At 75.5% G+C, this 24709-nt stretch carries 26 protein-coding genes; 9 read left to right on the top strand and 17 right to left on the bottom strand.

The genetic code is table 11. The features are described 5' to 3' along the window. Window positions 1-35 precede the first annotated feature (35 nt). The 3 genes from hemQ to hemE all read right to left on the bottom strand — a co-directional run bounded on the left by hemQ (window position 36) and on the right by hemE (window position 3238). Entirely contained in the window at window positions 36-752 is a 717-nt protein-coding gene (gene hemQ / locus ACI782_RS24890) for a hydrogen peroxide-dependent heme synthase (protein WP_456912797.1), read from the bottom strand. Window positions 753-818: 66 nt separating this feature from the next. Beyond that, a complete protein-coding gene (hemG, locus tag ACI782_RS24885; protein ID WP_456912796.1) occupies window positions 819-2186 on the bottom strand; it encodes a protoporphyrinogen oxidase in 1368 nt (455 codons plus the stop codon). Beyond that, on the bottom strand, window positions 2183-3238 hold the full coding sequence (gene hemE / locus ACI782_RS24880) for a uroporphyrinogen decarboxylase (RefSeq protein WP_456912795.1): 1056 nt from the start codon (window positions 3236-3238) through the stop codon (window positions 2183-2185). The genes hemG and hemE overlap by 4 nt, the downstream gene beginning before the upstream one ends. Window positions 3239-3309: 71 nt before the next feature. On the opposite strand from hemE, the gene ACI782_RS24875 reads away from it, so the two are divergent. Together ACI782_RS24875 and ACI782_RS24870 are read left to right on the top strand one after the other, a co-directional pair. After that, on the top strand, window positions 3310-3942 hold the full coding sequence (locus ACI782_RS24875) for a DUF3000 domain-containing protein (protein ID WP_456912794.1): 633 nt from the start codon (window positions 3310-3312) through the stop codon (window positions 3940-3942). A 223-nt stretch (window positions 3943-4165) separates the two neighbouring features. Continuing rightward, complete coding sequence (locus ACI782_RS24870; protein ID WP_456912793.1) at window positions 4166-5317, top strand: ribonuclease D; 1152 nt, start codon at window positions 4166-4168, stop codon at window positions 5315-5317. A 253-nt stretch (window positions 5318-5570) separates the two neighbouring features. Here the strand turns inward: ACI782_RS24870 and ACI782_RS24865 are convergent, their stop codons facing one another. The 4 genes from ACI782_RS24865 to ACI782_RS24850 form a co-directional block, all read right to left on the bottom strand. After that, the gene (locus tag ACI782_RS24865) at window positions 5571-5765 is read right to left on the bottom strand and encodes a thiamine-binding protein (protein ID WP_456912799.1); all 195 of its coding nucleotides are present in this window, start codon (window positions 5763-5765) and stop codon (window positions 5571-5573) included. A gap of 99 nt (window positions 5766-5864) precedes the next feature. Beyond that, complete coding sequence (gene dxs, locus ACI782_RS24860) at window positions 5865-7778, bottom strand: 1-deoxy-D-xylulose-5-phosphate synthase (RefSeq protein ID WP_456912792.1); 1914 nt, start codon at window positions 7776-7778, stop codon at window positions 5865-5867. A gap of 149 nt (window positions 7779-7927) precedes the next feature. Then, window positions 7928-8296 carry a hypothetical protein gene (locus tag ACI782_RS24855; protein WP_456912791.1) on the bottom strand — a complete coding sequence of 123 codons (369 nt, stop codon included), beginning with the start codon at window positions 8294-8296 and terminating at the stop codon, window positions 7928-7930. 58 nt (window positions 8297-8354) lie between these two features. After that, complete coding sequence (locus ACI782_RS24850; RefSeq protein ID WP_456912790.1) at window positions 8355-8585, bottom strand: DUF4177 domain-containing protein; 231 nt, start codon at window positions 8583-8585, stop codon at window positions 8355-8357. 203 nt (window positions 8586-8788) lie between these two features. Here ACI782_RS24850 and ACI782_RS24845 point away from each other — a divergent pair, with 203 nt between their 5' ends. Further along, window positions 8789-9715 carry a hypothetical protein gene (locus ACI782_RS24845; RefSeq protein WP_456912789.1) on the top strand — a complete coding sequence of 309 codons (927 nt, stop codon included), beginning with the start codon at window positions 8789-8791 and terminating at the stop codon, window positions 9713-9715. A gap of 13 nt (window positions 9716-9728) precedes the next feature. On the opposite strand, the gene ACI782_RS24840 is transcribed toward ACI782_RS24845, so the two are convergent. Further along, on the bottom strand, window positions 9729-10976 hold the full coding sequence (locus ACI782_RS24840; protein ID WP_456912798.1) for a class I SAM-dependent RNA methyltransferase: 1248 nt from the start codon (window positions 10974-10976) through the stop codon (window positions 9729-9731). A 97-nt stretch (window positions 10977-11073) separates the two neighbouring features. Then, the gene (locus ACI782_RS24835; protein WP_456912788.1) at window positions 11074-13110 is read right to left on the bottom strand and encodes an APC family permease; all 2037 of its coding nucleotides are present in this window, start codon (window positions 13108-13110) and stop codon (window positions 11074-11076) included. 152 nt (window positions 13111-13262) lie between these two features. Here ACI782_RS24835 and ACI782_RS24830 point away from each other — a divergent pair, with 152 nt between their 5' ends. Together ACI782_RS24830 and ACI782_RS24825 are read left to right on the top strand one after the other, a co-directional pair. Beyond that, complete coding sequence (locus ACI782_RS24830) at window positions 13263-13931, top strand: potassium channel family protein (RefSeq protein ID WP_456912787.1); 669 nt, start codon at window positions 13263-13265, stop codon at window positions 13929-13931. Continuing rightward, window positions 13931-14599 (top strand): potassium channel family protein, encoded by a 669-nt coding sequence (locus ACI782_RS24825; protein ID WP_456912786.1) that lies wholly within the window; start codon window positions 13931-13933, stop codon window positions 14597-14599. The genes ACI782_RS24830 and ACI782_RS24825 overlap by 1 nt, the downstream gene beginning before the upstream one ends. Before the next feature lie 59 nt (window positions 14600-14658). On the opposite strand, the gene ACI782_RS24820 is transcribed toward ACI782_RS24825, so the two are convergent. From ACI782_RS24820 to ACI782_RS24790, 7 genes are all read right to left on the bottom strand, one after another. Beyond that, window positions 14659-15513 (bottom strand): DUF3159 domain-containing protein, encoded by an 855-nt coding sequence (locus ACI782_RS24820; protein WP_456912785.1) that lies wholly within the window; start codon window positions 15511-15513, stop codon window positions 14659-14661. After that, window positions 15510-15887: an OB-fold nucleic acid binding domain-containing protein gene (locus ACI782_RS24815; RefSeq protein WP_456912784.1), complete on the bottom strand. Its 378-nt coding sequence runs from the start codon at window positions 15885-15887 to the stop codon at window positions 15510-15512. Before ACI782_RS24815 ends, ACI782_RS24820 begins: the two co-directional genes overlap by 4 nt. Before the next feature lie 2 nt (window positions 15888-15889). Beyond that, the gene (locus ACI782_RS24810) at window positions 15890-16678 is read right to left on the bottom strand and encodes an alpha/beta hydrolase family protein (RefSeq protein ID WP_456912783.1); all 789 of its coding nucleotides are present in this window, start codon (window positions 16676-16678) and stop codon (window positions 15890-15892) included. Next, window positions 16675-17424, bottom strand: a complete 750-nt coding sequence (locus ACI782_RS24805; protein ID WP_456912782.1) for a DUF3710 domain-containing protein — start codon at window positions 17422-17424, stop codon at window positions 16675-16677. Before ACI782_RS24805 ends, ACI782_RS24810 begins: the two co-directional genes overlap by 4 nt. Before the next feature lie 5 nt (window positions 17425-17429). After that, complete coding sequence (dut, locus tag ACI782_RS24800) at window positions 17430-17942, bottom strand: dUTP diphosphatase (protein WP_456912781.1); 513 nt, start codon at window positions 17940-17942, stop codon at window positions 17430-17432. Window positions 17943-17977: 35 nt separating this feature from the next. Further along, the gene (locus tag ACI782_RS24795; protein WP_456912780.1) at window positions 17978-18886 is read right to left on the bottom strand and encodes a hypothetical protein; all 909 of its coding nucleotides are present in this window, start codon (window positions 18884-18886) and stop codon (window positions 17978-17980) included. A 61-nt stretch (window positions 18887-18947) separates the two neighbouring features. Then, complete coding sequence (locus ACI782_RS24790; RefSeq protein ID WP_089306675.1) at window positions 18948-19250, bottom strand: DUF4193 domain-containing protein; 303 nt, start codon at window positions 19248-19250, stop codon at window positions 18948-18950. A gap of 317 nt (window positions 19251-19567) precedes the next feature. Here ACI782_RS24790 and ACI782_RS24785 point away from each other — a divergent pair, with 317 nt between their 5' ends. Next, window positions 19568-20614, top strand: a complete 1047-nt coding sequence (locus ACI782_RS24785) for a phosphotransferase family protein (RefSeq protein WP_456912779.1) — start codon at window positions 19568-19570, stop codon at window positions 20612-20614. A gap of 57 nt (window positions 20615-20671) precedes the next feature. Next, on the top strand, window positions 20672-21220 hold the full coding sequence (locus ACI782_RS24780; RefSeq protein WP_456912778.1) for a LytR C-terminal domain-containing protein: 549 nt from the start codon (window positions 20672-20674) through the stop codon (window positions 21218-21220). 80 nt (window positions 21221-21300) lie between these two features. On the opposite strand, the gene ACI782_RS24775 is transcribed toward ACI782_RS24780, so the two are convergent. Beyond that, window positions 21301-22113 (bottom strand): inositol monophosphatase family protein, encoded by an 813-nt coding sequence (locus ACI782_RS24775; protein WP_456912777.1) that lies wholly within the window; start codon window positions 22111-22113, stop codon window positions 21301-21303. Window positions 22114-22171: 58 nt separating this feature from the next. Here ACI782_RS24775 and ppgK point away from each other — a divergent pair, with 58 nt between their 5' ends. Together ppgK and ACI782_RS24765 are read left to right on the top strand one after the other, a co-directional pair. Then, on the top strand, window positions 22172-22915 hold the full coding sequence (gene ppgK / locus ACI782_RS24770) for a polyphosphate--glucose phosphotransferase (protein ID WP_456912776.1): 744 nt from the start codon (window positions 22172-22174) through the stop codon (window positions 22913-22915). Between the two features lie 304 nt (window positions 22916-23219). After that, the gene (locus ACI782_RS24765) at window positions 23220-24590 is read left to right on the top strand and encodes an RNA polymerase sigma factor (RefSeq protein WP_456912775.1); all 1371 of its coding nucleotides are present in this window, start codon (window positions 23220-23222) and stop codon (window positions 24588-24590) included. The last annotated feature ends 119 nt before the right edge of the window (window positions 24591-24709 follow it).

Genomic DNA, 24709 nt, shown 5'->3' with positions numbered 1-24709 from the left:
GGAGTGCAGCTCGACTGCACTCCCACACCCCGGCGTCACGGCAGGTCGGCGACGAGCTCGGCGACCGGCTTGCGGACGCCGGTGTAGAACGGCACCTCCTCGCGGACGTGCCGCCGCGCCGCCGAGGCCCGCAGCTCGCGCATGAGGTCGACGATGCGGTGCAGCTCGTCGGCCTCGAACGCCAGCATCCACTCGTAGTCGCCCAGCGCGAACGAGGCCACCGTGTTGGCGCGCACGTCCGGGAACCCCCGCGCCATCTGCCCGTGCTCGGCGAGCATCGCCCGCCGCTCCTCGTCGGGCAGCAGGTACCACTCGTAGGACCGCACGAACGGGTAGACGCAGACGAACCGGCGCGGCTCCTCGTCGGCGAGGAACGCCGGGATGTGGCTGCGGTTGAACTCCGCCGGCCGGTGCAGCGCCAGCTGCGACCACACCGGCTCCAGGTGCCGCCCCAGCGCCGTGCGGCGCAGCCGGGTGTAGGCCTCCTGCAGCGCCTCCGCCGACGCGGCGTGCCACCAGACCATGAGGTCGGCGTCGGCCCGCAGGCCGCTCACGTCGTAGGTCCCGCGGACGACGACGTCCTTGCCGGCCAGCTCGTCGACCAGGCCCTGCACCTCGTCCGCGACCGCGGCGCGCTGCTCGTCGCCCAGCGGGCGGGCCAGCCTGAACACCGACCACATCGTGTAGCGGATGGTCGCGTTGAGCTCGTTGGCCCGCTTGCCGATGCTGCGCTGGTCGGTCTGCTCGCTCATGCGCCCATTCTCGCGCGCGGGCGCGGGGAGCCGGGTGCGCGGGTGGTGAGATCACCCGCACGCCGCTCAGCTCAACGCGTCGAGGGCGTGGTGGGCGTCGCGGATGCAGGCGGGCACGCCCACGCCGCGGAACGCGGCACCGGCGATGGCCAGCCCGGGCACCTCGCTCACCGCGGCCCGGACGGCGTCCACCCGGTCGGAGTGTCCGACCAGGTACTGCGGCAGCCCGCCGCCCCAGCGCACCAGCCGGGTGGCCACCGGTTCCGGCCGGGACAGCCCCAGCAGGTCGGCGACGTCGGCCACCACGGCCGCGGTGAGGTCCTCGTCGGTGCGCTGCAACTCCGCCTCGTCGCGGAACCGGCCGACCGACGAGCGGACCAGCAGGTGCTCACCGGCGAGGTGCGGCCACTTCGCCGACGACACCGTGACGCCCTTGACCAGGCGCCCGGTCACCGGCGGCACGAGCAGGCCCGACCCGGCGGCGACCGGCTGCGCGGGGAAGGCCATCGCGACCACGGCCATCGACGCGTACGGGATGCCCTGCAGCGGCTCGACCGCGGCGGGGGCGACCTGCGCCAGCAGCCGCGCGGCCTTGGGCGCCGGGGCCGTGACGAGGACGGCGTCGGCGGTCAGCCGCTCGGGGGCGGCGGCCGGACCGACCGACAGCTCGAACCCGGTCGCCGTCCGGGCCAGCGCGTGCGCCGGGGTCCGCAGCCGGACGTCGGCCCGCGCCGCGGCCACCAGCGCGTCGGGCAGTCCGCCGATGCCGTCGGACACGGTGACGAACACCGGCCCGTCGGCGTCGAACCGGCTGCGCGCGCCGGCGTCCCGGGCGGCGGCCGCGGCGCCCAGCACCGAGCCCGCCGCGGGCAGGTGCGCCGCCAGCTGGGGCATCGTGGCGGTGAGCGACAGCTCGTCGGCCCGTCCCGCGTACACGCCGCCGAGCAGCGGCTCGACCAGCCGGTCGACCACCTCGTCGCCGAGCCGCTCCCGCAGCAGGGCGCCGACCGCGACGTCGCCGTCCAGGGTCAGCGGCGGCAGCTGCGCCTCGGCGGCCACCCGGGCCACGCCGTCCGGCGTCAGCACCCCCTCGAGCCCCTCGACCGAGGCGGGGACGCCGAGGACCGTGCCGGCCGGCAGCGGGTACCGCCCGTCGGGCAGGACGACCGCCGCCTGGGTGGTCGCCGGCGCGACCAGCCGGTCGGCCAGGCCGAGGCGCTCCACCAGCTGGACCGCCTCGGGCACCCGGGCGAGCACCGCCTCGGGGCCGGTGTCGTACCAGTGCCCGGCCAGCTCGACGCGGCCCAGCTTGCCGCCGACGCGGTCGCCGACCTCCAGCACGACGATCTCGTCGTCGGGCCGCCGCCGGCGCCACTCGAACGCGGCGGCGAGTCCGGTGATCCCGGCCCCGACGACGACCAGGCGCCGGCTCATCGCCGGGTCAGCTCGTGGACCAGCTCGACGACGTGGGTGAGCACGCCCGGGTCGGTCTCCGGCAGGACGCCGTGGCCGAGGTTGAAGACGTGCCCGCGGGCGGCCCGGCCCTGCTCGACGACCCGGCGCACCTCGCGGTCGACGGTCACCCGGTCGGCGAGCAGGACGGCGGGGTCGAGGTTGCCCTGCAGTGAGCGCTGCGGCCCGACCCGGCGGGCCGCCTCGTCCAGCGGCACCCGCCAGTCGACGCCCACGACGTCGGCGCCGGCGTCCCCGATGAGGGCCAGCAGCTCCCCGGTGCCGACGCCGAAGTGGATGCGCGGCACGTCCCGGTCACCGAGGCCGTCGAAGACCGCCCGCGAGTGCGGCAGGACCCGCCCGGCGTAGTCGGCGGCGGAGAGCACGCCGGCCCAGGAGTCGAACAGCTGCACCGCCGAGGCGCCGGCGTCGACCTGCGTGTTCAGGAAGACCGCAGCGGACACCGCGAGCCGGTCGAGCAGCCGGCCCCACGCCTCCGGCTCGGCGTACATGAACGCCTTGGTGCGGGCGTGCTCCTTCGACGGGCCGCCCTCGATCAGGTAGGTGGCCAGGGTGAAGGGCGCGCCGGCGAAGCCGATGAGCGGCGTCGGCCCCAGCTCGGCGACCAGCGCGCGCACCGCGGTGGCGAGGAAGTCCAGCCGCTCGGGCTCCAGCGGCGGCAGCGCGTCGACGTCGGCCACGGTGCGCACCGGCGAGGCGACCACCGGGCCCACCCCCGGCTTGATGTCGACGTCCACCCCGGCCACGACCAGCGGCAGCACGATGTCGGAGAAGAGGATCGCGGCGTCCACCCCGTGCCGGCGCACCGGCTGCAGGGTGATCTCGGTGACCAGGTCGGGGTCCTGGCAGGCCTCGAGCATCCCGGTGTCGGCCCGCAGCGCGCGGTACTCGGGGAGCGACCGGCCCGCCTGGCGCATGAACCACACCGGGGTCCGGGACACCGGCAGGCCGCGGGCGGCCTGGACGAGGTCCGAGTCGGCGGGGAGGGTCCGGGCGTCGCCAGCTGGGGTCACGACCGTCGATCCTCCCAGAACGGTGCGGCGCGTCGGCGGCACGGGCCCGGTTCTGGTCCTAGTCTGCGAGCGTGGAGCCTTCCAGCCTGGCCGGTGCCGGGCGCGGCCCGGAGGACCGGCCCGGCGACCAGCCCCCGGAGGAGTTCCGCGCTGCCCTCGAGGCACTGGCCGGCGCGACGGTCCGCCCGGAGATCCAGCTCGAGCACATCCCGGCTCCCCAGCGGCTGGCGCCCTACGCCCACGCCATCGGCGCGCTGGTGACCGAGCGGGACGGCGACGAGGAGGTCGAGGTCGCCAGCGCGCGCTTCATCGTGCTGCACGACCCCGCGGGCCATGAGTCGTGGGCCGGCACGACGCGCTGCGTCGGTTACCTGTCGGCGGCCACCGACGAGCACATGGTGGACGACACGATGTTCTCCGAGGTGGCGTGGAGCTGGCTGACCGAGGCCCTCACCGAGGCCGGCGCCGCGTACCACGCCGTCGGCGGCACGGTCACCCGCACCGCGTCGACGCGGTTCGGCGAGCTGGCCGGCCCGCAGCACTCCGTGGACGTGGAGATCCGCGCGTCCTGGACCGCCGAGGACACCGCGCTCGACCGGCACCTGGTCGCCTGGCTGGAGGTGCTGGGCAACGCGGCCGGTCTGCCCCCACCCGGCGTCCGGCTGCTGGATCCCTCCGGTCCTCCCGGGAGTGGGACTCCGTAACATCGGTGTCCGACAGGGGCGCGACGCCCCCGCGCCGGCTGCCCCTCCCGGCCTCCTGCGGTCCCGTGCCGCGCAGGCTGCCTGCTCCCGGCACTGCACTGGTCGACGACACGGGCGAGAAGGTGGACGAGCGCTGAGCACCGAGCCCATCCCGGCACCGGACGAGGAGCCGGCCTCTCCCCCGGCGACTCCGCTGCTCGCCCCCCGCGACGGGTTGCCCCCGGTGGTCGAGACCTCCACCGCGCTGGTCGAGTACGCCGAGGCGCTGCGGGCCGGCACCGGCCCGGTCGCCGTGGACGCCGAGCGCGCCTCCGGGTACCGGTACGGGCAGCGGGCCTACCTCGTGCAGCTGCGCCGCGACGGCGCGGGGACCGGGCTGGTCGACCCGGTGCCACTGCCGGACCTGTCGGTGCTCCAGGAGGCCATCGCCGACACCGAGTGGGTGCTGCACGCGGCCAACCAGGACCTGCCCTGCCTGGCGGAACTCGGTCTCGTCCCGGGGCGGGTCTTCGACACCGAGCTGGCCGCGCGGCTGGCCGGGCTGCCGCGGGTGGGCCTGGGCGCCGTCGTCGAGTCGCTGCTCGGGTACTCGCTGCAGAAGGGGCACTCCGCCGCCGACTGGAGCACCCGGCCGCTGCCCGAGGAGTGGCTGGTCTACGCCGCCCTGGACGTCGAGGTGCTGGTGGACCTGCGTGACGCGCTGGCCGCGATCCTGGAGGCGCAGGGCAAGACCGAGTGGGCCCGCCAGGAGTTCGAGGCGATCCTCGCCGCCGGCCCGCCCGCGCCCAAGCCGGACCCGTGGCGGCGCACCTCCGGCGTCCACGGCCTGCGCAACCGCCGGCAGCTGGGCATGCTGCGCTCGCTGTGGCAGGCGCGCGACGACCTGGCCCGCCGCCGCGACGTCGCCCCGGGGCGGGTGCTGCCCGACTCCGCGATGGTCTCGGCCGTCCAGGCCGACCCTAGGAACGAGGCGGCCCTCCTGGAGCTGCCGGTCTTCCGCGGCCGGGCCAACCGCAAGCTCGTGGGCACCTGGTTCGGCGCGCTCGCCCGCGGCCGGGAGCTGCCGGAGTCGGAACTGCCGCTGCACAGCAGGCCCGGTGACGGGCCGCCGCCGGTCAGCCGGTGGGCCGACCGCGACCCCGCCGCGGCCACCCGACTGCAGGTGGCCCGCGCCGGCCTGGCGGAGCTGTCGGAGAAGCACCGGGTGCCGGTGGAGAACCTGCTCTCCCCCGACCTGGTGCGCCGGCTGATGTGGGGCCCGCCGGAGTCGCGGGACCTCGACACCGTCGCGGCGACCCTGCGCGCCGGCGGTGCGCGCGAGTGGCAGATCGAGCTCACCCGCGACCTGCTCACCGACGCACTCGCCCGCGCCTGAGCCCCGCTGTCCCCAGGCACCCGCTCTTCTCAGGCAGTAGCAACACCGACGGCCTGGCCCTCCGGACGTGGGTGTTGCTCCCTGTGCCTGCGCGCACCTCGGGCACGCCCTGGCGTCGCCCCTCGGCGCAGCCCATGGCGTGCGCTGCTCGCGCCCTGCCGGTGCTACAGCACCCGCAGGGCACGAAGAGCCCCCGCGGTCTCCAGGAGAGCGCCTGGCCGCGGCGTCGTCCGGAGGACGACGGTGTCATCGCTCAGCGGAACTCGGCGGTGAGGCGGTCCATCGTCCGGTTCGCCGAGGCGGCCTCGAGGTGCGACAGCCCGCCGGTGGCCCCGGCCGCCAGCATCGCCTCGTGCGCGGCGCGCAGGGTGGCCCACACCGCATCGGCGTCGCCCTCCAGCGTCGTGCCCAGGGCGCCGACCTCGTAGCGGAGTCCTGAGGCCTGGATGACCGAGTGGCCCCGTCCGGAGGCTCGCCGTGAGCTCGCGAACGGTGAGGGGGACGGGGTCCTCCTACTGGATCTCGGCGATCACCGTGCCCCCGTCGGTCACGGGGCCTCCTCCACCGCCTCGGCCTCGGAGCGCTCGCTGCGCTCGGCCAGGACGGCGGTCCACTCGGTGATCCGGCGGGCGACGTCCTGCTCGGTGAGCCCGGCGTCGGCGAGCACCTGGCCGCGGCTGCCGTGCTCGAGGAACGCCTGCGGCAGCCCCATCGTCCGCACCGGGACATCGCAGCCGCGGTCCTGCAGCGCCTGGGTCAGCGTGGCCCCGACCCCGCCGGCGCGGCCGCCGTCCTCCACGGTGACGACCAGCCGGTGCCCGGCGGCGAGCTCGACCAGCTCGTCGGAGACCGGCAGCACCCAGCGCGGGTCGACGACGGTGACCTCGATGCCGTGGTCGGCCGCCCGCTCGGCGGCGGCCAGGCAGGTCGGCACCATCGACCCGACCGCGACGAGCAGCACCTCCGGAGCCGCGCCCCGGCGGAGGACGTCGACGGGACCGCGCCGCTCCAGGGCGGGGACGTCCACCGGCGGCGCGCCCTTCGGGAACCGCACGACGGTCGGCCCGTCGGTCACCGCCACCGCCTCGCGCAGCGCCTCGCGCAGGGTCGGCTCGTCGCGCGGGGCGGCCAGCCGCACCCCGGGGACCACCGAGAGGATCGACATGTCCCACATGCCGTTGTGCGAGGCGCCGTCCGTGCCGGTCACCCCGGCCCGGTCGAGGACGACGGTCACCGGCTGGCGGTGCAGGGCGACGTCCATCAGCAGCTGGTCGAAGGCGCGGTTGAGGAAGGTCGAGTAGACGGCGACCACCGGGTGCATCCCGGCCATCGCCAGGCCGGCGGCCGAGGTCAGCGCGTGCTGCTCGGCGATGCCGACGTCGTAGGTGCGCTCGGGGAACCGCTCGGCGAAGGCCGCCAGCCCGGTGGGGTGCAGCATCGCCGCGGTGATCGCCACGACGTCGGAGCGCTCGGTGCCGATCCGCACCAGCTCGTCGGAGAAGGCGGCCGTCCAGTCGCGGGCCGCGGCGGCACAGGCGCCGCTGTCGGGGTCGAAGACGCCGGTGGCGTGCCACGCGTCGATCTGGTCGGTCTCGGCCGGCGGGTAGCCGAAGCCCTTCGTCGTGACGGCGTGCACGATGACCGGCCCGCCGAACGAGCGGGCCCGGCGCAGCGCGGACTCCATCGCCCGGACGTCGTGGCCGTCGACCGGGCCGAGGTACTTGAGGCCGAGGTCCTCGAACATGCCCTGCGGCGAGAGGACGTCCTTGAGCCCCTTCTTGATCGCGTGCAGCGCGTCGTAGAGGGCCGAGCCCAGCACCGGGGCGCGGTGCAGCGCCTGGCGCACCTGCAGCAGCGCCTGCTCGTAGCCCGGCCGCAGCCGCAGGGTGGCCAGCGCGTCGGCGACCCCGCCGATCGTCGGCGAGTAGGAGCGGCCGTTGTCGTTGACCACGATCACGACCGGGCGGTTCTTCGCCGCGGCGATGTTGTTCAGCGCCTCCCAGGCCATCCCGCCGGTGAGGGCGCCGTCGCCGATCACCGCCACCACCGGCCGCCGCTCCCCGCGCAGGGCGAAGGCCTTGGCCAGCCCGTCGGCGTAGGACAGCGAGGTGGAGGCGTGGCTGTTCTCGACCCAGTCGTGCTCGCTCTCGGCGCGGCTCGGGTAGCCGGACAGGCCGTCGCGCTGGCGCAGCCGCTCGAAGCCCTCGACTCGGCCGGTGAGCATCTTGTGCACGTAGCTCTGGTGGCCGGTGTCGAAGACGATCGGCTCGCGTGGGGAGTCGAAGACGCGGTGCAGGGCGATGGTCAGCTCGACCGCACCGAGGTTGGGGCCGAGGTGGCCGCCCGTGCGGGCGACGCTCGTGACGAGGGTGTCACGGATCTCGGCGGCGAGGACCGGGAGCTGCTCCGGCGGGAGCGCCTTGAGGTCGGCGGGGGTGCGGAGCGATCGCAGGAGCGACACGAGGGGGGAGCGTCCTCTCCGTGGGCGGCAGGTGCACGGCTCGGCAACGGCCGCCGACCAACTGTAGCCGCGTGCACCCGGCCCTTCCGGTCGAGCTCCGGTCCTGGATGCGGACCGGCACCGTTCCGCGGAGACGCCCCGCGACGGCGTCACAGCCGGGGCACCCAGCGCTCACCGCGGAGCGCGCCGGCGACCACCTCGACCCCCCGCGCGGCAGCGGCCAGCCGGGCACCCTCACGCTCGTACGCGCCGATCGCCGCCTCCATCGCGTCGGCCGGCAGGTCCTCGGCGAGGTCCACGCGCACGGTGCGCCAGCCCGCCCGCGCCGCCTCGAGCCCGGCGGCCAGGTGGTCCCGCGCGAAGCGGGCGAGCAGCACGGGGTAGCGGCGCAGCACCTCGTGCGCCCGGTAGTCGGGCGGGACGAGGTCGAACAGCCAGGCGACGGCGCTCTGCTCCCAGTCCGGCGCTCCCGGCGGGCGCACCGCGTCCGGCCAGCCCGGCGGCACCGTCCCGTCCACCGCACCAGTGTGCCACCGGATCGAACACCCGTTCGATCCGGTGGGCCGGCACGTCCTGTCAGGCGGACGTGGGCCGCTTCAGCCAGAACTGCTCGAAGCCCCAGGTGCCGGCACCGCTGGAGTGGTAGCTCACCAGCTCCCACCCCTCGCTGCCGAGCCGGTTGAGAACCGAGATGGTGTCACCGGCCTGCCGCTCGAGCTGCCCACCGGGGAGCTTCACGCTCACCCCGGCCCGCTTCGACTCGGCCTCGTTCGCCGTGATGACCGAGGCGTACTCCCAGGTGGTCACGGCTCGCCACGGTAGCCGAGCCCCGAGGCGGCCTGACGCCGACCGCGAGGACGGTCACTGAGCGAAACTGAACCGAACCCTTCCGTCACCTGTCCTGGTCAGGCTAACGTGACGCGCGGCTCCGGACCGACTCCACGGAGTGTCCGTCCCCGGGTTCCCGGGTCCCGGCGCCGCTCCTGCCGAACCGCCCCCGAGGGACACCCATGCCGTCGTCGCACCGCCATGCCGCCCTGCCCGGGAACCGCCGCACCCGGACGGCGACCGCCGTCCTCGGCGCCCTCTCCCTCGTGGGCATCGTCGCGGGCCTCGGTGCCATCGCCCTCGACGCGCAGCAGCCGACCTCCTTCGTGGCCACGGAGGTGGCGGCCGTGACCGAGGCACCGGAGGCCGGGACCACCCCGTCGGCGGCCCCCGAGCGCGGCATCGGGGACGCCTCGCGCACGAGCGCGTCGGCTCCCCCCAGGCCGGCCACGCCGTCTCCCCCCGCCCCGGCGGCGACGACGCCCGCGCCGGCCGAGACCGCGGAGCCCGAGCCGATCGCCGAGGAGCCCGCCGCCGCTCCCGCCGAGGACGGCGAGACCGAGGCCGCCCCCGCACCGCGCCGTCCGACCGCCGATCCGGCACCGGCACCGGCGCCGCAGGCCGCGGCCGCCGCGCCCGCCGGAGGACGGCAGATCCAGGCCTACCTCACCGGCTACTCCTTCTTCGACAACACCCCGGCCGGCAGCCCGAGCATCTCCCACCCCCAGGTGCACCGGACGGCGGGCGGCAGCGGCACCTACGACGACCCGATCACCGTCGCGGTGGGCCACTCCAAGGCCGGCGGCCGGCACACCCTCGACTGGGCCGCGGGCACCCGGTTCTACGTCCCCTCGATCAGCCGCTACCTGATCGTCGAGGACACCTGCGGCGACGGGAGCTCCCCCCAGGACGGCGCCTGCCACACCGGCTTCCCGTCGTCGGCGTCCACCTGGCTGGACGTCTGGGTCGACGGCCGCGACGGCAGCTCGTCGTCCGCCGACGACTGCATGGGTCGGCTGACCGGCGTCCACCCCGTCGTCGTCGACCCCGCGCCGGGGCTCCCGGTCACCGTCGGTGCGATCGCCTCCGGCGGGGGCTGCGCCTTCTGACGCCACGGCCGGCTCAGGCCGGGACGAGCAGCGCGACGCACTCCACGTGGTGGGTCATCGGGAAGGCGTCGAACCCGCGGATCGCCGCGAGCCGGTAGCCGGCGGCGCTGAACGCCGCCACGTCGCGGGCCAGGGACGCCGGGTCGCAGGCGACGTAGACCACCGCCCGCGGCCCCGCACCGGCCAGCACCCGGCTCACCGCCTGCCCCGCACCGGCCCGCGGCGGATCGAGGACGACGACGTCGGGCGGGCCGCCCAGCTCGTCGAGCAGGCCGGCCAGCCCCTCGGCGTCCACCTCGCCCTGCCAGACCTCCGCCTGCGGCAGATCGGCGAGGTTGGCATCGGCGGCGGCGCAGGCGCCGGGGTCGGCCTCCACGCACACCACCCGCCCGGTCGAGCCCGTGGCGGGCGCGAGCGCGCCACCGAACAGCCCCGCGCCGGCGTACAGGTCGAGCACCGTCTCCCCCGGCGCGACGGCGGCGAACCGCTCGACCGCCCCCACCAGCGCGTCGGCCGCGGCCGGGTGCACCTGCCAGAAGCCGGTGCCCTCGACCTCCCAGTCCCGTCCCGCCGCGGTGCGTGCCGCGCGGCCGGCCGGGGCGGTCGGCACGTCCTCGCCGGGCCGGAACACCCGCGTGGACCTCGCGCGGCCCTGCCGGTCGAGCCGGGTCGTGGTGACGGTCCCGGTGCCGTCGACCGCGACGTCCACCGCCCCGGCACCGGGCCAGCGCCGGCCGAGCACCGCGCGGGCGGCCGGCTCGACGGTGATCGGGCAGTCCTCCAGCAGCACCAGGTCGTGCGAGCGGTGCCGCCGCAGGCCCGGCGCGCCCGTCCGGTCGACGGCGAACCGCGCCCGTGAGCGCCAGCGCAGCGGCCCGCCGGGCAGCTCCTCGACGACCACCTCGACGTCCGGCAACCCAGCCAGGCGGGCCAGCTGCTCGCGCACCACGGCGGCCTTGAGCCGGCGCTGCTCGGCGGGTGTGACGTGCTGCCAGTCGCAGCCGCCGCACCGGCCCGGCCCGCTGTAGGGGCAGGGCCGGTCGACCCGCTCGGGCGAGGCCGCCAGCACCCGCACCGCGTCGGCCCGGCAGAAGCCCGGCTGGCGGTCCTCGGTCACCCGGACGACGACCCGCTCCCCCGGCAGGGCGTGCCGCACGAAGACCACCCGGCCCTCGTGCCGGGCCACGCAGTGCCCGCCGTGGGCGACCGGACCGACGGTGACCTCGAACTCGGTCCCTGTCCACTCGAGGCCCCGCTGCAGGGGCCCGCGCCGAGCTCGACCGGCCCCGTCCGGAGGCTCGTCCCGAGCCTGCGAGAGGTGAGGGGGACGGGGTCCTTCCCGGGGGGCAGCGGGGTCCTCAGCCATAGGGGGTGGCCTCGGTGTCCTCGGTCAGCCCGCGGCGCAGGTCACCGGGCGCGGGCCCGTTCCCGCGGCCGTCGTCGTCCCGGCCGACCGAGCTCTCCAGCTGCCACGGCACCGTGGTGATCATGACGCCGGGCATGAACTGCAGCCGCGCCCGCAGCCGCAGCGCGCTCTGGTTGTGCAGCACGTTCTCCCACCAGTGCCCGACCACGTACTGGGGGACGAAGACGACGACGAGCTCGCGCGGGCTGTCCCGCCGGATGCTCTTGACGAAGTCGAGGACCGGCCGGGTGATCTCCCGGTACGGCGACTCGAGCACGGTGAGCGGGACCGGGATGTCGTACTTCTCCCACTGGGCCTGCAGCGCGCGGGTCTCGGCGGGGTCGACGTTGACCGTGAGGGCGGTCAGCGCGTCCGGGCGGGTGGCCCGCGCGAAGGCCAGGGCGCGCAGCGTCGGCTTGTGCACCTTGGAGACCAGCACGATGGCGTGCACCTTGCTGGGCAGCATCCGCGAGTCGGTGTCGGGGACCAGCTGGTCGGCGACGTGCGAGTAGTGCCGGTTGATCGCCTTCATGAGCAGGAACAGCATCGGCATCACCAGGATCACCAGCCAGGCGCCGCGGGTGAACTTGGTGACGATGATGATCACCAGGACGACGCTGGTCAGCGAGCCGCCCACGGCGTTGATCGCCTGGGACCGGCGGATCCGGCGGCGGACGAGGGGGTCGGACTCGGTGCGCAGCTCCCGGTTCCAGTGCCGGACCATCCCCCACTGGCCGATCGAGAAGCTGGTGAAGACGCCCACGATGTACATCTGGATCAGCCGGTTGACGTCGGCGTCGAAGGCGAAGATGAGCAGTGCGGCGAACCCGGCGAGCAGCAGGATGCCGTTGCTGTAGACCAGCTTGTCCCCGCGCGTGTGCAGCTGGCGCGGCATGAAGCGGTCCTGCGCCAGCACCGAGCCCAGCAGCGGGAAGCCGTTGAACGCCGTGTTGGCGGCCAGGATGAGGACCAGCGCGGTGGCGGCCTGGATGTAGAAGAACACCGGCGAGGTGTCCCCGCCGAAGGTGGCCGCGGCGACCTGCGCGATGACCGTCCGCTGCGGCTCGGTCGCGCAGTCGGCGAAGCCCCCGAGGTCGCAGGGGTTCTCGACGTACTTGACGTCGGCGGCCAGCGCCAGCGCGGTGACCCCGGCGAACATGGTCGCGGCGATGCCGCCCATCAGCGCGAGCGTCGTGGCGGCGTTCCGACTCTTCGGCGGCTTGAAGGCCGGGACCCCGTTGGCGATCGCCTCCACGCCGGTGAGCGCCGTGCAGCCGGAGGCGAACGCCCGCAGGGCGAAGAACAGCAGGGCGAACCCGGCCAGGTTCTCGTAGCCGGGTTCGGGCGTGACGGTGTAGCCGGCCGTCTCGGCGACCACCGGGGAGTCGGTGAACAGGTCCCGGATCAGCCCGGTGGCCACCATCACCAGGATGCCGGTGATGAACAGGTAGGTCGGAACGGCGAAGGTCCGCCCGGACTCGCGCACCCCGCGCAGGTTGGCCGCGGCCAGCAGCGCCACCAGACCGACGGCGATGGCCACCCGGTGCTCGTGCAGCGCGGGGAACGCCGAGATGATGTTGTCGGTGCCGGAGGCCACGGACACCGCGACGGTCAGCACGTAGTCGACCAGCAGCGCGCTGGCCACGGTGAGGCCGGCGAACTGGCCGTGGTTCTTGAAGGCGACCTCGTAGTCCCCGCCGCCGGACGGGTAGGCCCGGACCACCTGCCGGTAGGACAGCACCACCGTCGCCAGCAGCAGCACGACGGCGATGGCCAGCCACGGTGCCAGGTACAGGAACGCGGTGCCGGCCAGCGTCAGCACGATCAGGATCTCCTGCGTGGCGTAGGCCACGGAGGAGAGCGGGTCGCTGGCGAAGATGGGCAGCGCAAGCCGCTTGGGCAGCAGGGACTCCCCGGCCCGGTCACTGCGGACGGCGCGGCCGAGGAGCAGCCGTTTCGGGAGGTGTCCGAGGTCGGACAGGCTTGGCACGGCGGCGATGGTACGGACGCCGGGTGGACCGGTGCCCCCGCCCGGAGGGTGAGTTGCGGCGCTGCGGACGGCGGCGTCCCGCCCGGCCGGGTGTAGCTTCGCGCCCGGACAGCGCGGGCGGACGGCGCCGGCGCACGATCGGGGAGAACCCAGTGCACGTGGTCGTGATGGGCTGCGGCCGCGTCGGATCGGCGATCGCCCGTCGGCTGGAAGAGATCGGTCACAGCGTGGCCGTCATCGACCAGGACCCGGAGGCCTTCCGCCGGCTCGGTCCCGACTTCACCGGCCGCCAGGTGACCGGGCTCGGTTTCGACCGGCAGACCCTGCTGGACGCCGGCATCGACTCCGCGGGGGCCTTCGCCGCGGTCAGCAGCGGCGACAACTCCAACATCATCAGCGCCCGCGTCGCCCGGGAGACCTTCGGCGTCCAGCACGTCGTCGCGCGGATCTACGACTCCAAGCGCGCCGAGGTCTACGAGCGGATGGGCATCCCCAGCGTGGCCACCGTCCCGTGGACGGTGAACCGGCTGCTCCGCGAGCTGCTCTCGGTCAAGGTCAGCGAGCTGTGGCGGGAGCCCACCGGCCAGGTGCTGCTGATGCGGGTGACCGTCACCGAGGCCTGGGTGGGCCGCAAGCTCGCCGACCTGGAGGCCGCCTCCGGCGCCCGCGCCGCCTGGCTGGTCCGCTTCGGCGACGCCCAGCTGCCGACCCCGGCCACGGTCCTGCAGGACGGCGACCAGCTGGTGGTCGCCGCGACCGACTCGATCACCCCGCGGGTGCACGAGGTCGTCGAGCGGGGTCCCCAGGGAGGGGAGAACTGATGCGCGTTGCCATCGTGGGCGCCGGCGCCGTCGGCCGCTCCATCGCCGGCGAGCTGCTCTCCAACGGGCACACCGTGATGCTCATCGAGAAGGACGGCCGCAAGGTCCGGACCCGCTCGGTGCCCGGCGCCGAGTGGGTGCAGGCCGACGCCTGCGAGGTCTCCTCCCTGGAGGAGGCGCAGCTGGCCACCTGCGACGTCGTGGTCGCCGCCACCGGTGACGACAAGGCCAACCTGGTCGTCTCCCTCCTGGCCAAGACCGAGTTCGCCGTCGGCCGCGTCGTCGCCCGCGTCAAGGACCCCCGCAACGAGTGGCTCTACACCGAGGCCTGGGGCGTCGACGTCGCCGTCTCCACGCCCCGGGTGCTCGCGGCCCTCGTCGAGGAGGCGGTGACCGTCGGCGACGTCGTCCGGCTGATGAGCTTCCGCAAGGGCGCGGCCAACCTCGTCGAGATCACCCTCGCCGAGGACACGCCCTGGGTGGGCAAGCCGCTGCGCGAGGTGCCGCTGCCGCGGGAGACGGTGCTCACGGCGATCCTGCGGGGCGAGCGGGTCATCACCCCCAGCCCCGACGAGCCGCTCGAGGCCGGCGACGAGCTGCTGTTCATCACGCACGCCGACGTCGAGGAGCAGCTGCAGGAGGTGCTCTCCCCCGCCCCGGTCGCCTGAGAGAGGACCCCGTCCTCCTCACCGCTCGCAGGCTCGCGGCGAGCCTCTGGACGGGGCCGTCAGGCGGCCGGCCGCTGCTCCTCCGGCCCGGAGTCGGCCGGCTCGGCGCGGTGCCGGTGCAGCCGGGACACGACCCACAGGGTCACGACCACCTCCACGGCGGTGACCGGCAGGCCGAGCACCAGCGACGCGGTGCCGAGCAGCTCGACCTCGTCGGCGCGGTAGAGCACCCACTGGACCAGGACGCGCACGAGGAAGACGACACCCCACATGAGCGTCAGCCACGAGTAGGCGCGGAGCATCCGTGGGTCCTCGCGCCAGTGCCGCTCGGGCTCGGGGTCCTTCGGCCGCTCGCCGGTCTCCGGGTCCGGCGGCGGCCGGTGGTGCAGGTGCGCGTTGACCCGGTCGATCCGCCGCCGCAGCCCCGGCAGCGAGTGCGACGCCATCGCCCCCAGGTGGCTCGGCGCCAGGAACTCGGCGATCACCCCGACCAGGGGCCAGCGCACCGGGATGGAGCCGAGCAGCACCACGCCCAGCGCGGCGTTGCGGATCAGCCCCGGCACGAAGAAGTCCCGGGCCCGGCCGGACGCGGCGGCGATGGCGACGGCGATCGCGACCCCGAACAGACCGCTGAACGCCTGCTGGACGCTCTCCCGGCGCACCAGCCGCAGCCCGAAGACGAGGACGGCGGCGCCGACCGCGGACCAGATCCCGGCCCGCAGCCCGCCGACGGAGTTGCCGACGATGAACGCGATGGTGGGCAGCGAGGCGTCGACCATGCCGCGCCAGCCGCCGAGCTGCTGCAGGACGAGGTGCCGGTCGAAGGCCACGGGGCCGGACGCCGCGCCGCTCTCGGCCGGCTCCGGACCGCCCCCGGGACCGGGGCGCCCGTCCCCCTCGGGCGCAGCCGTCACCCGGCGCTCAACTCGTACCGGGGGTTGTAGATGACCTGCCGGCCGTCGAAGGAGGCGAAGCGGCCGTGGGCGCTGAGCGTGCGCCCCGGTTCGATGCCGGGGATCCGGCGGCGGCCGAGCCAGACGAGCGTGACCGACCCCGAGCCGTCGAACAGCTCGGCCTCGAGGGTCGGGACGGTCTCGCGCGGGGTGTAGACGACCGACTTGAGCCGGCCGGTGACCGTGACGACCTCACCCTTCCGGCAGGCGCTGACCGGCTCGCACCCGTTCTTGGCCGCCCCGGCGCGCAGCTGCTCGGCGTCGATCGTGTGGTCGTCGGCGGTCAGCCGCTGGAGGGTCCGCGCGAGCCATCCGCCCGAACGTGTCTCTGTCACACCTAGAGCGTAGATCGGCCGCGCCGCGCGGCGGCGCGATCCCCGAGCCAGTCGCGGACCAGCGCCCACGGCGCCCCGTCGGGGTCGATCAGCACCATGTGGTCGCCGTCCACGAGCCGCACCTCGACCCGCTCCCCCACCGCCGCGGCGGCCCGCGCGTACCGCTCGCTCTGCTCCGGCGGGACGACGTCGTCCGCGGCGCCGTGCACGCACAGCAGGTCGGCACCGGCCGGCACCAGCCGCACCGGGTCGGCGGCGGCGTACCGCTCCGGGACGTCCGCCGGCTCCCCGCCGAGCAGGGCCTGCACGGCACCGTCGCCGAGCGCCTGGGCGGCGGCCCGCTCCAGGTCCAGCACCCCGGCCTGCAGGACGGCGGCGGCCACCGGCACCTGCGGGCGCGCCCCCGGCGCCCCCTCGGGCAGCCGGGCACGACCGGCGACCCACGCGGCCAGGTGGCCGCCGGCGGAGTGGCCCACCACCGCGACGTCGGTGAGGTCGAGCCGGCCGGCGTCGGGCAGGTCGGGCAGCGTGTCCAGCGCCGCGGCGACGTCCTGCAGGGTGGCCGGCCAGCCCCCGCCGGCCCCCACGCGGCGGTACTCGACGGCCACCGCGGCGAACCCGGCACCGGCCAGGTCGGCCGCCAGCGGACGGGCCAGCTCGACCCCGTACGCGGCCCGCCAGAAGCCGCCGTGCAGGACGACGGCCACCGGGGCCGGGCCGGGCCCGTCCGGCAGGGTCAGCTCGAGGAACTGGTCCGGGTGCGGCCCGTACGCGACTTGAGCGGTCGTCACGGACCGGGCGGCGTCGGGGGCTGTGGCGGAGCGGCCGGCGGCGGAGCGGGGCGGGGCGGTGCGGTGGCCTGCCGCCGGGCCGCCTGGGCGGCGACCTGCGCCGCCGCCTGCGGCGGCAGGGTGAGCGGCAGCTGCTCGCGGACCGGCATGGGGGCGTTCCCGCGGACGACGACGATCTGCCGGAACGCCTCCTCGAGCGCGGCCGCCGCCTCCGGGCTCTCGGCCGCCGGGCCGCTGAGCATGCCGCGCAGGAACCACCGCGGGCCGTCGACGCCGAGGAAGCGGGCGGCGCGGCGCACCGGCTTGGGCGCCGGCTGGCCGGGCTGCGCCTGCGGGGTCGCCAGCACCGAGCCGGCCAGCTCCGTCCCGAACGGGCCCTCGACCTCCTGGAGGCGCCCGCCCTGCCCGGAGGCGCTGCGGGCCAGGTCGGCGCGGACGTCGTCCCAGATCCCGCCCGCGCGCGGCGCCGCGAACGCCGACACCTGCAGCAGCGACTCCCCGGCCCGCAGGGTCGCGCCGATCACCTTCTGCTGCGTGTTGACGTCGACGCGCAGCTCCATCCCCGGGACCGCGGGCAGGCGCAGCGAGCCCAGGTCGATGCGGGCCAGGCCGTCGTCGGGTGCGTCGGCCTCGTCCCACGGGCCGGCGGTCTCCTCGACCTCGCGCGGCCGGTGCTGCGGTTCCGGGGGTACCCCGCGCTCGCGGAGGCTGCGGTCGATCCGGTTGCGTCGGCGTCCGAACGGCATGACGGCTACCGCCCCTTCGACTGTGCGCTCGCGTGCCCGCCGGTCGAGCCGTGCCCGCCGATTCCGCGGGTGCTGTCCGGCAACTGCTCGACGGGGACGAAGCGGGCCCGCACCACCGGCTGCACCACCAGCTGCGCGACCCGGTCGCCGCGGCGGAGGGTGAGCGGCGTGGTGGGGTCGAGGTTGACCAGGTTGACCTTGATCTCGCCGCGGTACCCGGCGTCGATCGTGCCCGGCGCGTTGACCAGGCTCAGCCCCAGCCGGTGGGCCAGCCCCGACCGGGGGTGCACGAAGCCGGCGTACCCCTCGGGGATGGCGACGGCCACCCCCGTGCCCACCAGCGCGCGCTGCAGCGGGGCCAGTTCGACGTCCTCGGCGACGGAGAGGTCGGCGCCGGCGTCGCCGGGCAGGGCGTAGGCGGGGACGACGTCCTGAGGGGAGGTCAGCCGCACCGGCACCTCGACCTCGCGGACGGCGACCTCCGGGGGTGCGGCGTTCCGCACGGTCGGATCGGGCACGTCGGCGACCCTAACCGCGCCCCGGGCCCGTCGCGTCAGGGTCGGGACCCCCGCAGGTCGGCGCGCACACGGCGGGCCAGCGCCTCGGTGACCCGGCGGTTGCCGCGCCCGCCCAGTGCCGCCCCGATCAGGAACGGAGCGGCCACCGGCACGGTGCGGGCCATCCGGCGGGCGAGGCTGCGGCGCAGGCTCCGGACCGTGGCGCCGGTCAGCAGGACGCCGAGGCCCGGGACGGGCGAGTCGTCGACGGCCCGCCGCGACGACCAGCTCGACAGGTAGGCGGCCGCGCGGGCGCGGGCGTCACCGGGTGCGGGGCGGCCGTACACCTCGTGCAGCTCGCCGATGAGCACGACCTCCACCGCGGCGGTGAGCACCGTCTCCGCACCCAGCTCCAGGGGCAGGGCCACCAGGGACGCGGGGGCGAACCACGACGCGGCGGTGATCCCGCCGGTGGCGGCGCCGATCGCCCCGGTGAGCCGGACCGCGCGCTCGACCAGCGCGTCGGCGATCTCCTCGTCGGTCGCGCCCGGGTACGCCTCGCGCAGCCGGCGGCCGTCGCGGATGGGCAGCCGCGGGGCGGCGGCAGCCAGCAGGTCGCCGAGCACCGCGCCGGGCGCCCAGCCGGTCTCGCCCTCCGCCGTCGGCGCGGCCCCGCCCTGCGGGCGGTCGCGGTCCCCCGCGCCGCCCCCGAGGAGGGACCCGGCGGCCGACGCGACTGCGGACGCCACGTCGCGCAGCGTCGTGGCGGTGGCCGACCGTCGTCCCTCCTCGGCGCCGCCGGCCGAGCCGCCGCCGAGCAGCCCGGAGACCGCGTCGGCGACCTTCCGGCCGGCCCTGGCCAGCGGGCCCTCCTCGGCCGGCGGGCTCGCCGCGCCCGCCGTCACGACCGGGCGCGGCGGCGGGACGTCCCGCACCGCGGCGGTCCGTTCACGGTCTTCGGTCATCGCGTGGTCCCTCCCCGGTCCGGCGGCGGGCCGGCCCGTCAGCTCCGGCGTCGAGCGTGCTTCACGCCGCGCAGTCGCGGCAGTACAGCTGGTCGCCCTTGGTGGCGGCCAGCCGGCTGCGGTGCTGCACCAGGAAGCAGCGGGAGCAGGTGAACTCGTCCTCCTGCTTGGGGAGGACGCGGACGGTGAGCTCCTCGTTGGACAGGTCCGCGCCGGGGAGCTCGAGGTTCTCGTTGAAGTCGGTCTCGTCGACGTCGACCGACGAGGACTGCGCCTCGGCTCGCCGCGCCTTGAGCTCCTCGAGCGAGTCTTCGCCGAGCTCGTCGGCCTCGTTGCGGCGTGGGGCGTCGTAGTCGGTGGCCATGGGGTGTGCCCCTCCTCCGGGGTTCTCTCGGGCGTCGGCGCCCGGGTCGTCTGACGACGGCGCCAGGGCGCCGCCGCCCTGGCCGGTCGCCGGGGCGACCGGTGGTCGGGAGGCCGGCACCCGCGGGGAGCGGGCACCGGCCGGGTGCTGCGGTCCGCGCCGGCCGACCCTCCGGCGACGGAGGGCTCCGGCTCCGGACTGACCGGCGGACCCCCCAACGTCGCGCGGTCCCCGTTTGTGCCCGGTCCGGCGGGTCGGACACGTGGGCGCCGGATCGATCGGTCGGGATGCGGAGCGCCAGAGGTTACCCTGCGCCCGTGTCGACTCCCGTGGGTGCCGATCCGTCCGTGGTGGGGCCCTACCTGGCCTCGGTCTTCGGCGACGAGCGCTGGCGCGACGTGCGCGTCGACCTCATCGCCGCGGGCATGTCCAACCTCACGTACATCGTGACCCCGGACGGCGGGGCCCCCGGTGACGAGGTCATCCTCCGCCGGCCCCCGACGGGGGCGGTGCTGGCCACCGCGCACGACATGGAGCGCGAGCACAAGGTGGTCAGCGCCCTGGGGCCGACACCCGTCCCGGTACCCCGGACGCTGCACCTGTGCACCGACCCCGCCGTCCTCGGCGCCCCCTTCTACGTGATGGAGCGCGTGGTGGGGCTGCACGTCGTGGACACGATCCCGCCCGGTTACGCCGACGAGCCCGCCCAGCGGCGGCGGATCGGCGAGGGCCTGGTCGACGTCCTCGCCGACCTGCACTCGGTCGACCCCGAGGCGGTCGGCCTCGGGGACTTCGGGCGGCCGGAGGGCTTCATGGCGCGGCAGGTGCGCCGCTGGACCCAGCAGTGGGATGCCACCCGGGACCGCGACCGCCCGGGCCTGGACGCGCTGGCCGCCCGCCTGGCCGAGACGGTGCCGGCCACGCAGCGCCACGCCGTCGTCCACGGTGACTACCGGCTCGACAACTGCCTGCTCGACCCCGACACCCCCGGCCGGATCCGGGCGGTCCTGGACTGGGAGATGTCGACCCTCGGGGACCCGCTCGCCGACCTCGGGATGCTGTTCGTCTACTGGCCGCAGCCCGGCGAGGAGAGCGTGAGCGGCCAGAGCAGTGTGACGACGATGCCGGGGTTCGCCAGCCGGGCGGAGGTCGCCGAGCGCTACGCCGCGCACACCGGTCTGGACCTCGCCGAGCTCAACTGGTACGTGGGCTTCGCCTACTTCAAGTTCGCCGCGATCGTCGCGGGCATCGTCGCCCGGTCGAAGGCGGGCGCGATGGCCGGCAAGGACACCTCCGGCTACGCGGAGCGCATCGACCCCTGCGTGCAGCGGGGACGCGCCGCGCTGGACGACGGTGTCATCTAGACCCGCCGTCCGGCCCTAGACTGCCGCCGACCACCAGGCATGAGGGGGAGACAGCCCGTGAGCGCGCCGCCGACCGACCGTCCCGCGGTGCGCCCCCGCAGCGGCCGGCGTCCGCTCCCCCCGCTGATCTTCCTGCTGGTCCTCGCCCTGGCTGCGCTGGCCGTGTGGTGGAACGTCCTGCAGGACGAGCAGGACCGCGACGCCGCCCAGGCGGCGGCCTGCGACACCGCGGCGGCCGCGCCGCCGTCACTGGACCCGAGCACCCTGTCGGTGCGGGTCTTCAACGCCACCGACACCGCTGGGCTCGCCCAGCAGGTCGCCGCCGACCTGCAGGGCCGCGGGTTCGTCGTCGACGAGGTCGCCAACGACCCCACCGACCGCGAGGTGACCGGGGTGGGCGAGATCCGGCACGGGCCGCGCGGCAGCGACGCGGCCGCCTACCTGGCCCTGTTCCTCCAGGGCGCCGGCGACTTCCTCGACACCCGGGCCACCGCCCAGGTCGACCTGGTCCTCGGCCCGGAGTTCACCTTCCCCGACAGCCTCTCCAGCCCCGAAGAGCTGGCCGCTGCCCTGAGCACGGTCTCGAGCGCCGCCGCCGCCTGCTGAAAGAGGACGCCGTCCTCCTGACCCATCGCCAGCTCGGGGTGGGACCCAGGACGGAGCCGCGCGGGCAGAGGGGCCCTTCGTCAGTACAGCCGGTCGAGCAGGGCGACGAACTGCTCGGCGACCGACGGCGCCGCCGCGATGCCCAGCGGGTCGCCGAACGGGCGGCCGGGCAGGCCGGTGACCACCAGCCCCGCCTCGGCGGCGACGAGCCCCCCGGCCGCGTGGTCCCAGGGGTTGAGCCCCTGCTCGTAGTAGGCGTCGATCCGGCCGGCCGCGGCCGCGCAGAGGTCGAGCGACGCGCACCCGAAGCGGCGGATGTCGCGGATCTCGGGCAGCAGCCGGGCGACGACCGCGCCCTGTGCCCGCCGCATCTCCTCCTGGTAACCGAAGCCGGTGGCGACCAGCGTCTGGCCCAGCGAGGCCGGCCGGCTGCCGCTCAGCCGGACCGGCTCCGGGTGTGCCGGGGAGCTGACGAACGCCCCTCCCCCGGCGGTGGCGGTGAACATCTCCCCGGTGGCGGCGTTGAGCACCACGCCCGCGACCACCCCCGCGCCGTCCACCTCGGCCCCGATGGAGACCGCGTACGCGGGCAGCCCGTAGAGGAAGTTGACGGTGCCGTCGATGGGGTCGACCACCCAGCGCACGCCGCTGCGCCCCTCCCGCGCCGCGCCCTCCTCGCCCAGCACGCCGTCGTCGGGCCGCGCCCCCAGCAGGCGGGCGGTGACGAGCTCCTCGCACTGCTTGTCGACCGCGGTGACGACGTCGGTCGGGCTGGACTTGACGTCGACCTGCTCGGCCGCCGATGCGCGCCCGCGGGCCACCAGGTCGGCCGCCTCGCGTGCGGTGGCGACGGCGAGGTCGAGCAGGGCGGCGGGGTCCACGGCGGGGCTCACACACCGATCCTGCACGAGGGGGACTGCCACCTGCGGCCCCGATCACTAGATTGACCGCGTGCTGGGTTTCGGGGTGGACATCGGTGGCAGCGGGATCAAGGGGTGCGTGGTCGACCTCGACAAGGGCGAGCTGCAGGGCGAACGGCTGCGCATCGAGACCCCGCAGCCGGCTCTCCCGCAGCCGGTCTATGACGTCGTGGCGCACATCGTGCGGTACTTCGACTGGACCGGGCGGATCGGGGTCACCTTCCCCGGCGTCCTCAAGCACGGTGTCGCCCACACCGCCGCCAACGTCGACAAGACGTGGCTGGGCACCGACGTCGCCGCGGGGCTCGACGCCGTCCTCCCCGACGGGGTGCAGACCCTCAACGACGCCGACGCCGCCGGGCTGGCCGAGATGCGCTACGGGGCCGGCCGGGACAAGAGCGGCGTGGTGCTGATGCTAACCTTCGGCACCGGCATCGGCAGTGCCCTGTTCACCGACGGCGTCCTCGTGCCCAACACCGAGTTCGGGCACATCCAGGTCGACGGCGAGGACGGCGAGAAGCGGGCGTCCGCGGCGGCACGTGACCGCGAGGACCTCAGCTGGTCGCAGTGGGCCAAGCGGGTCGACCGCTACCTCGACGTCCTCGAGGCCGGGGTGTGGCCGGACCTGGTCATCGTGGGTGGCGGGGTGAGCAAGAAGGCCCACAAGTGGGTGCCGCTGCTGTCCACGCGCACCCCCGTCGTCCCGGCGCAGCTGCTCAACGACGCCGGCATCGTCGGGGCGGCCCTTGCCGCGGAGGAGCGCATCGGGCAGTGACCCCGGCGCTGCGTGCCCATCGGCTGCGGCGTCGGCACGGAGGGTGAGAACGCTCCTGGGCTGGGCCGCTCACCCCCTGCGAGCGAGCACGACGGGCCCGCAACGGTGGTTTCAGCGCAGTCCGTCGTTACAATGGGAGAGCCCCGCCCCGTCGCTCCTCAGCCGAGAGGCATCCCCCGCGCCCGCACCGGCCAAACGCCGGTCGCTTCGACGGGACCTCTCCCGCTCCGGACGCCGGCCGAGGCCGCTGCCCGGGGGCCAGACGGCCCCCCGGGGAACGCACCCAGAACGGGAAGGAACCTGAGTGCCCGCCGACCAGCCAGCACCGGAAGCAGCCGCAGCGAGCACCTCGAGTCGCTCCAGGACGGTTGCCGCCGCCCCCCGGGCCACCCGGACCAGCGCACCGGTATCCGCAGGCGACGCCAAGGCCAGCCCGGCCAAGGCCCCGGCCCGCAAGAAGGCACCGGCGAAGACCAGCGCCGCGAAGGGTCCGCGCAAGCCGAGCATCGCGCCGTCGCCGGGTACCGGTGAGGGCGGTGCCGTGCTGACCGCCGTGGCCACCGACGACGCCGCGGTCGCGGTCGTCGACGGCGAGGGTCTCAAGATCGACGAGACCGTCGTCGCCGGCCCCGACGGGGTCGCCGACGCCGAGCCCACCCCCGAGGAGGCCGCCGCCGAGGGCGGCGACTTCGAGTGGGACGACGAGGAGGAGTCCGAGGCCCTCCGCCAGGCCCGCAAGGACGCCGAGCTCACCGCCTCGGCCGACTCGGTCCGCGCCTACCTCAAGCAGATCGGCAAGGTCGCGCTGCTCAACGCCGAGGAGGAGGTCGACCTCGCCAAGCGCATCGAGGCCGGCCTCTACGCCGCCGAGCGGCTGCGCCAGGCCGAGGAGGAGGGCCAGAAGCTCTCCCCGCAGATGCGCCGCGACCTCAACTGGATCGTCCGCGACGGCGAGCGGGCCAAGAACCACCTGCTGGAGGCCAACCTCCGCCTGGTGGTCTCCCTGGCCAAGCGCTACACCGGCCGCGGCATGGCGTTCCTGGACCTGATCCAGGAGGGCAACCTGGGCCTGATCCGCGCGGTCGAGAAGTTCGACTACACCAAGGGCTACAAGTTCTCCACGTACGCCACCTGGTGGATCCGGCAGGCCATCACCCGCGCCATGGCCGACCAGGCCCGCACCATCCGCATCCCGGTGCACATGGTCGAGGTCATCAACAAGCTCGGCCGCATCCAGCGCGAGCTGCTCCAGGACCTGGGCCGCGAGCCCACCCCGGAGGAGCTGGCCAAGGAGATGGACATCACCCCCGACAAGGTGCTGGAGATCCAGCAGTACGCCCGGGAGCCGATCAGCCTCGACCAGACCATCGGCGACGAGGGCGACAGCCAGCTGGGCGACTTCATCGAGGACTCCGAGGCCGTGGTCGCCGTCGACGCGGTGAGCTTCACGCTCATGCAGGACCAGCTGACCAGCGTCCTGCAGACCCTGTCCGAGCGGGAGGCCGGCGTCGTCCGGCTGCGCTTCGGCCTCACCGACGGCCAGCCGCGCACGCTGGACGAGATCGGCCAGGTCTACGGCGTGACCCGCGAGCGGATCCGGCAGATCGAGTCCAAGACGATGTCGAAGCTGCGCCACCCGAGCCGTTCCCAGGTGCTGCGCGACTACCTCGACTGAGCGAGGACCCCGCCCTTCCCATGCGCCGCGCCGGGGGGGGGGGGCGGGGGGGGGCGCGGGGGGGGGGGGGGGGGGGGGGGGGGGGGGGGGGGGGCGGCGCCGGGGGGGGGGGGGGGGGG

Source organism: Geodermatophilus sp. SYSU D00703 (assembly GCF_054050155.1).
The sequence above is the reverse complement of the archived record's forward strand: the minus strand, read 5'-3'. Positions and strand labels throughout refer to the sequence as shown.

What these genes read in the sequence shown, in the direction of transcription:
- hemQ (WP_456912797.1), bottom strand. Translation starts at nt 752, where the DNA reads ATGAGCGAGCAGACCGACCAGCGCAGCATCGGCAAGCGGGCCAACGAG.
- hemG (WP_456912796.1), bottom strand. Translation starts at nt 2,186, where the DNA reads ATGAGCCGGCGCCTGGTCGTCGTCGGGGCCGGGATCACCGGACTCGCC.
- ACI782_RS24845 (WP_456912789.1), top strand. Translation starts at nt 8,789, where the DNA reads ATGCCGTCGTCGCACCGCCATGCCGCCCTGCCCGGGAACCGCCGCACC.
- ACI782_RS24825 (WP_456912786.1), top strand. Translation starts at nt 13,931, where the DNA reads ATGCGCGTTGCCATCGTGGGCGCCGGCGCCGTCGGCCGCTCCATCGCC.
- ACI782_RS24805 (WP_456912782.1), bottom strand. Translation starts at nt 17,424, where the DNA reads ATGCCGTTCGGACGCCGACGCAACCGGATCGACCGCAGCCTCCGCGAG.
- ACI782_RS24795 (WP_456912780.1), bottom strand. Translation starts at nt 18,886, where the DNA reads ATGACCGAAGACCGTGAACGGACCGCCGCGGTGCGGGACGTCCCGCCG.
- ACI782_RS24790 (WP_089306675.1), bottom strand. Translation starts at nt 19,250, where the DNA reads ATGGCCACCGACTACGACGCCCCACGCCGCAACGAGGCCGACGAGCTC.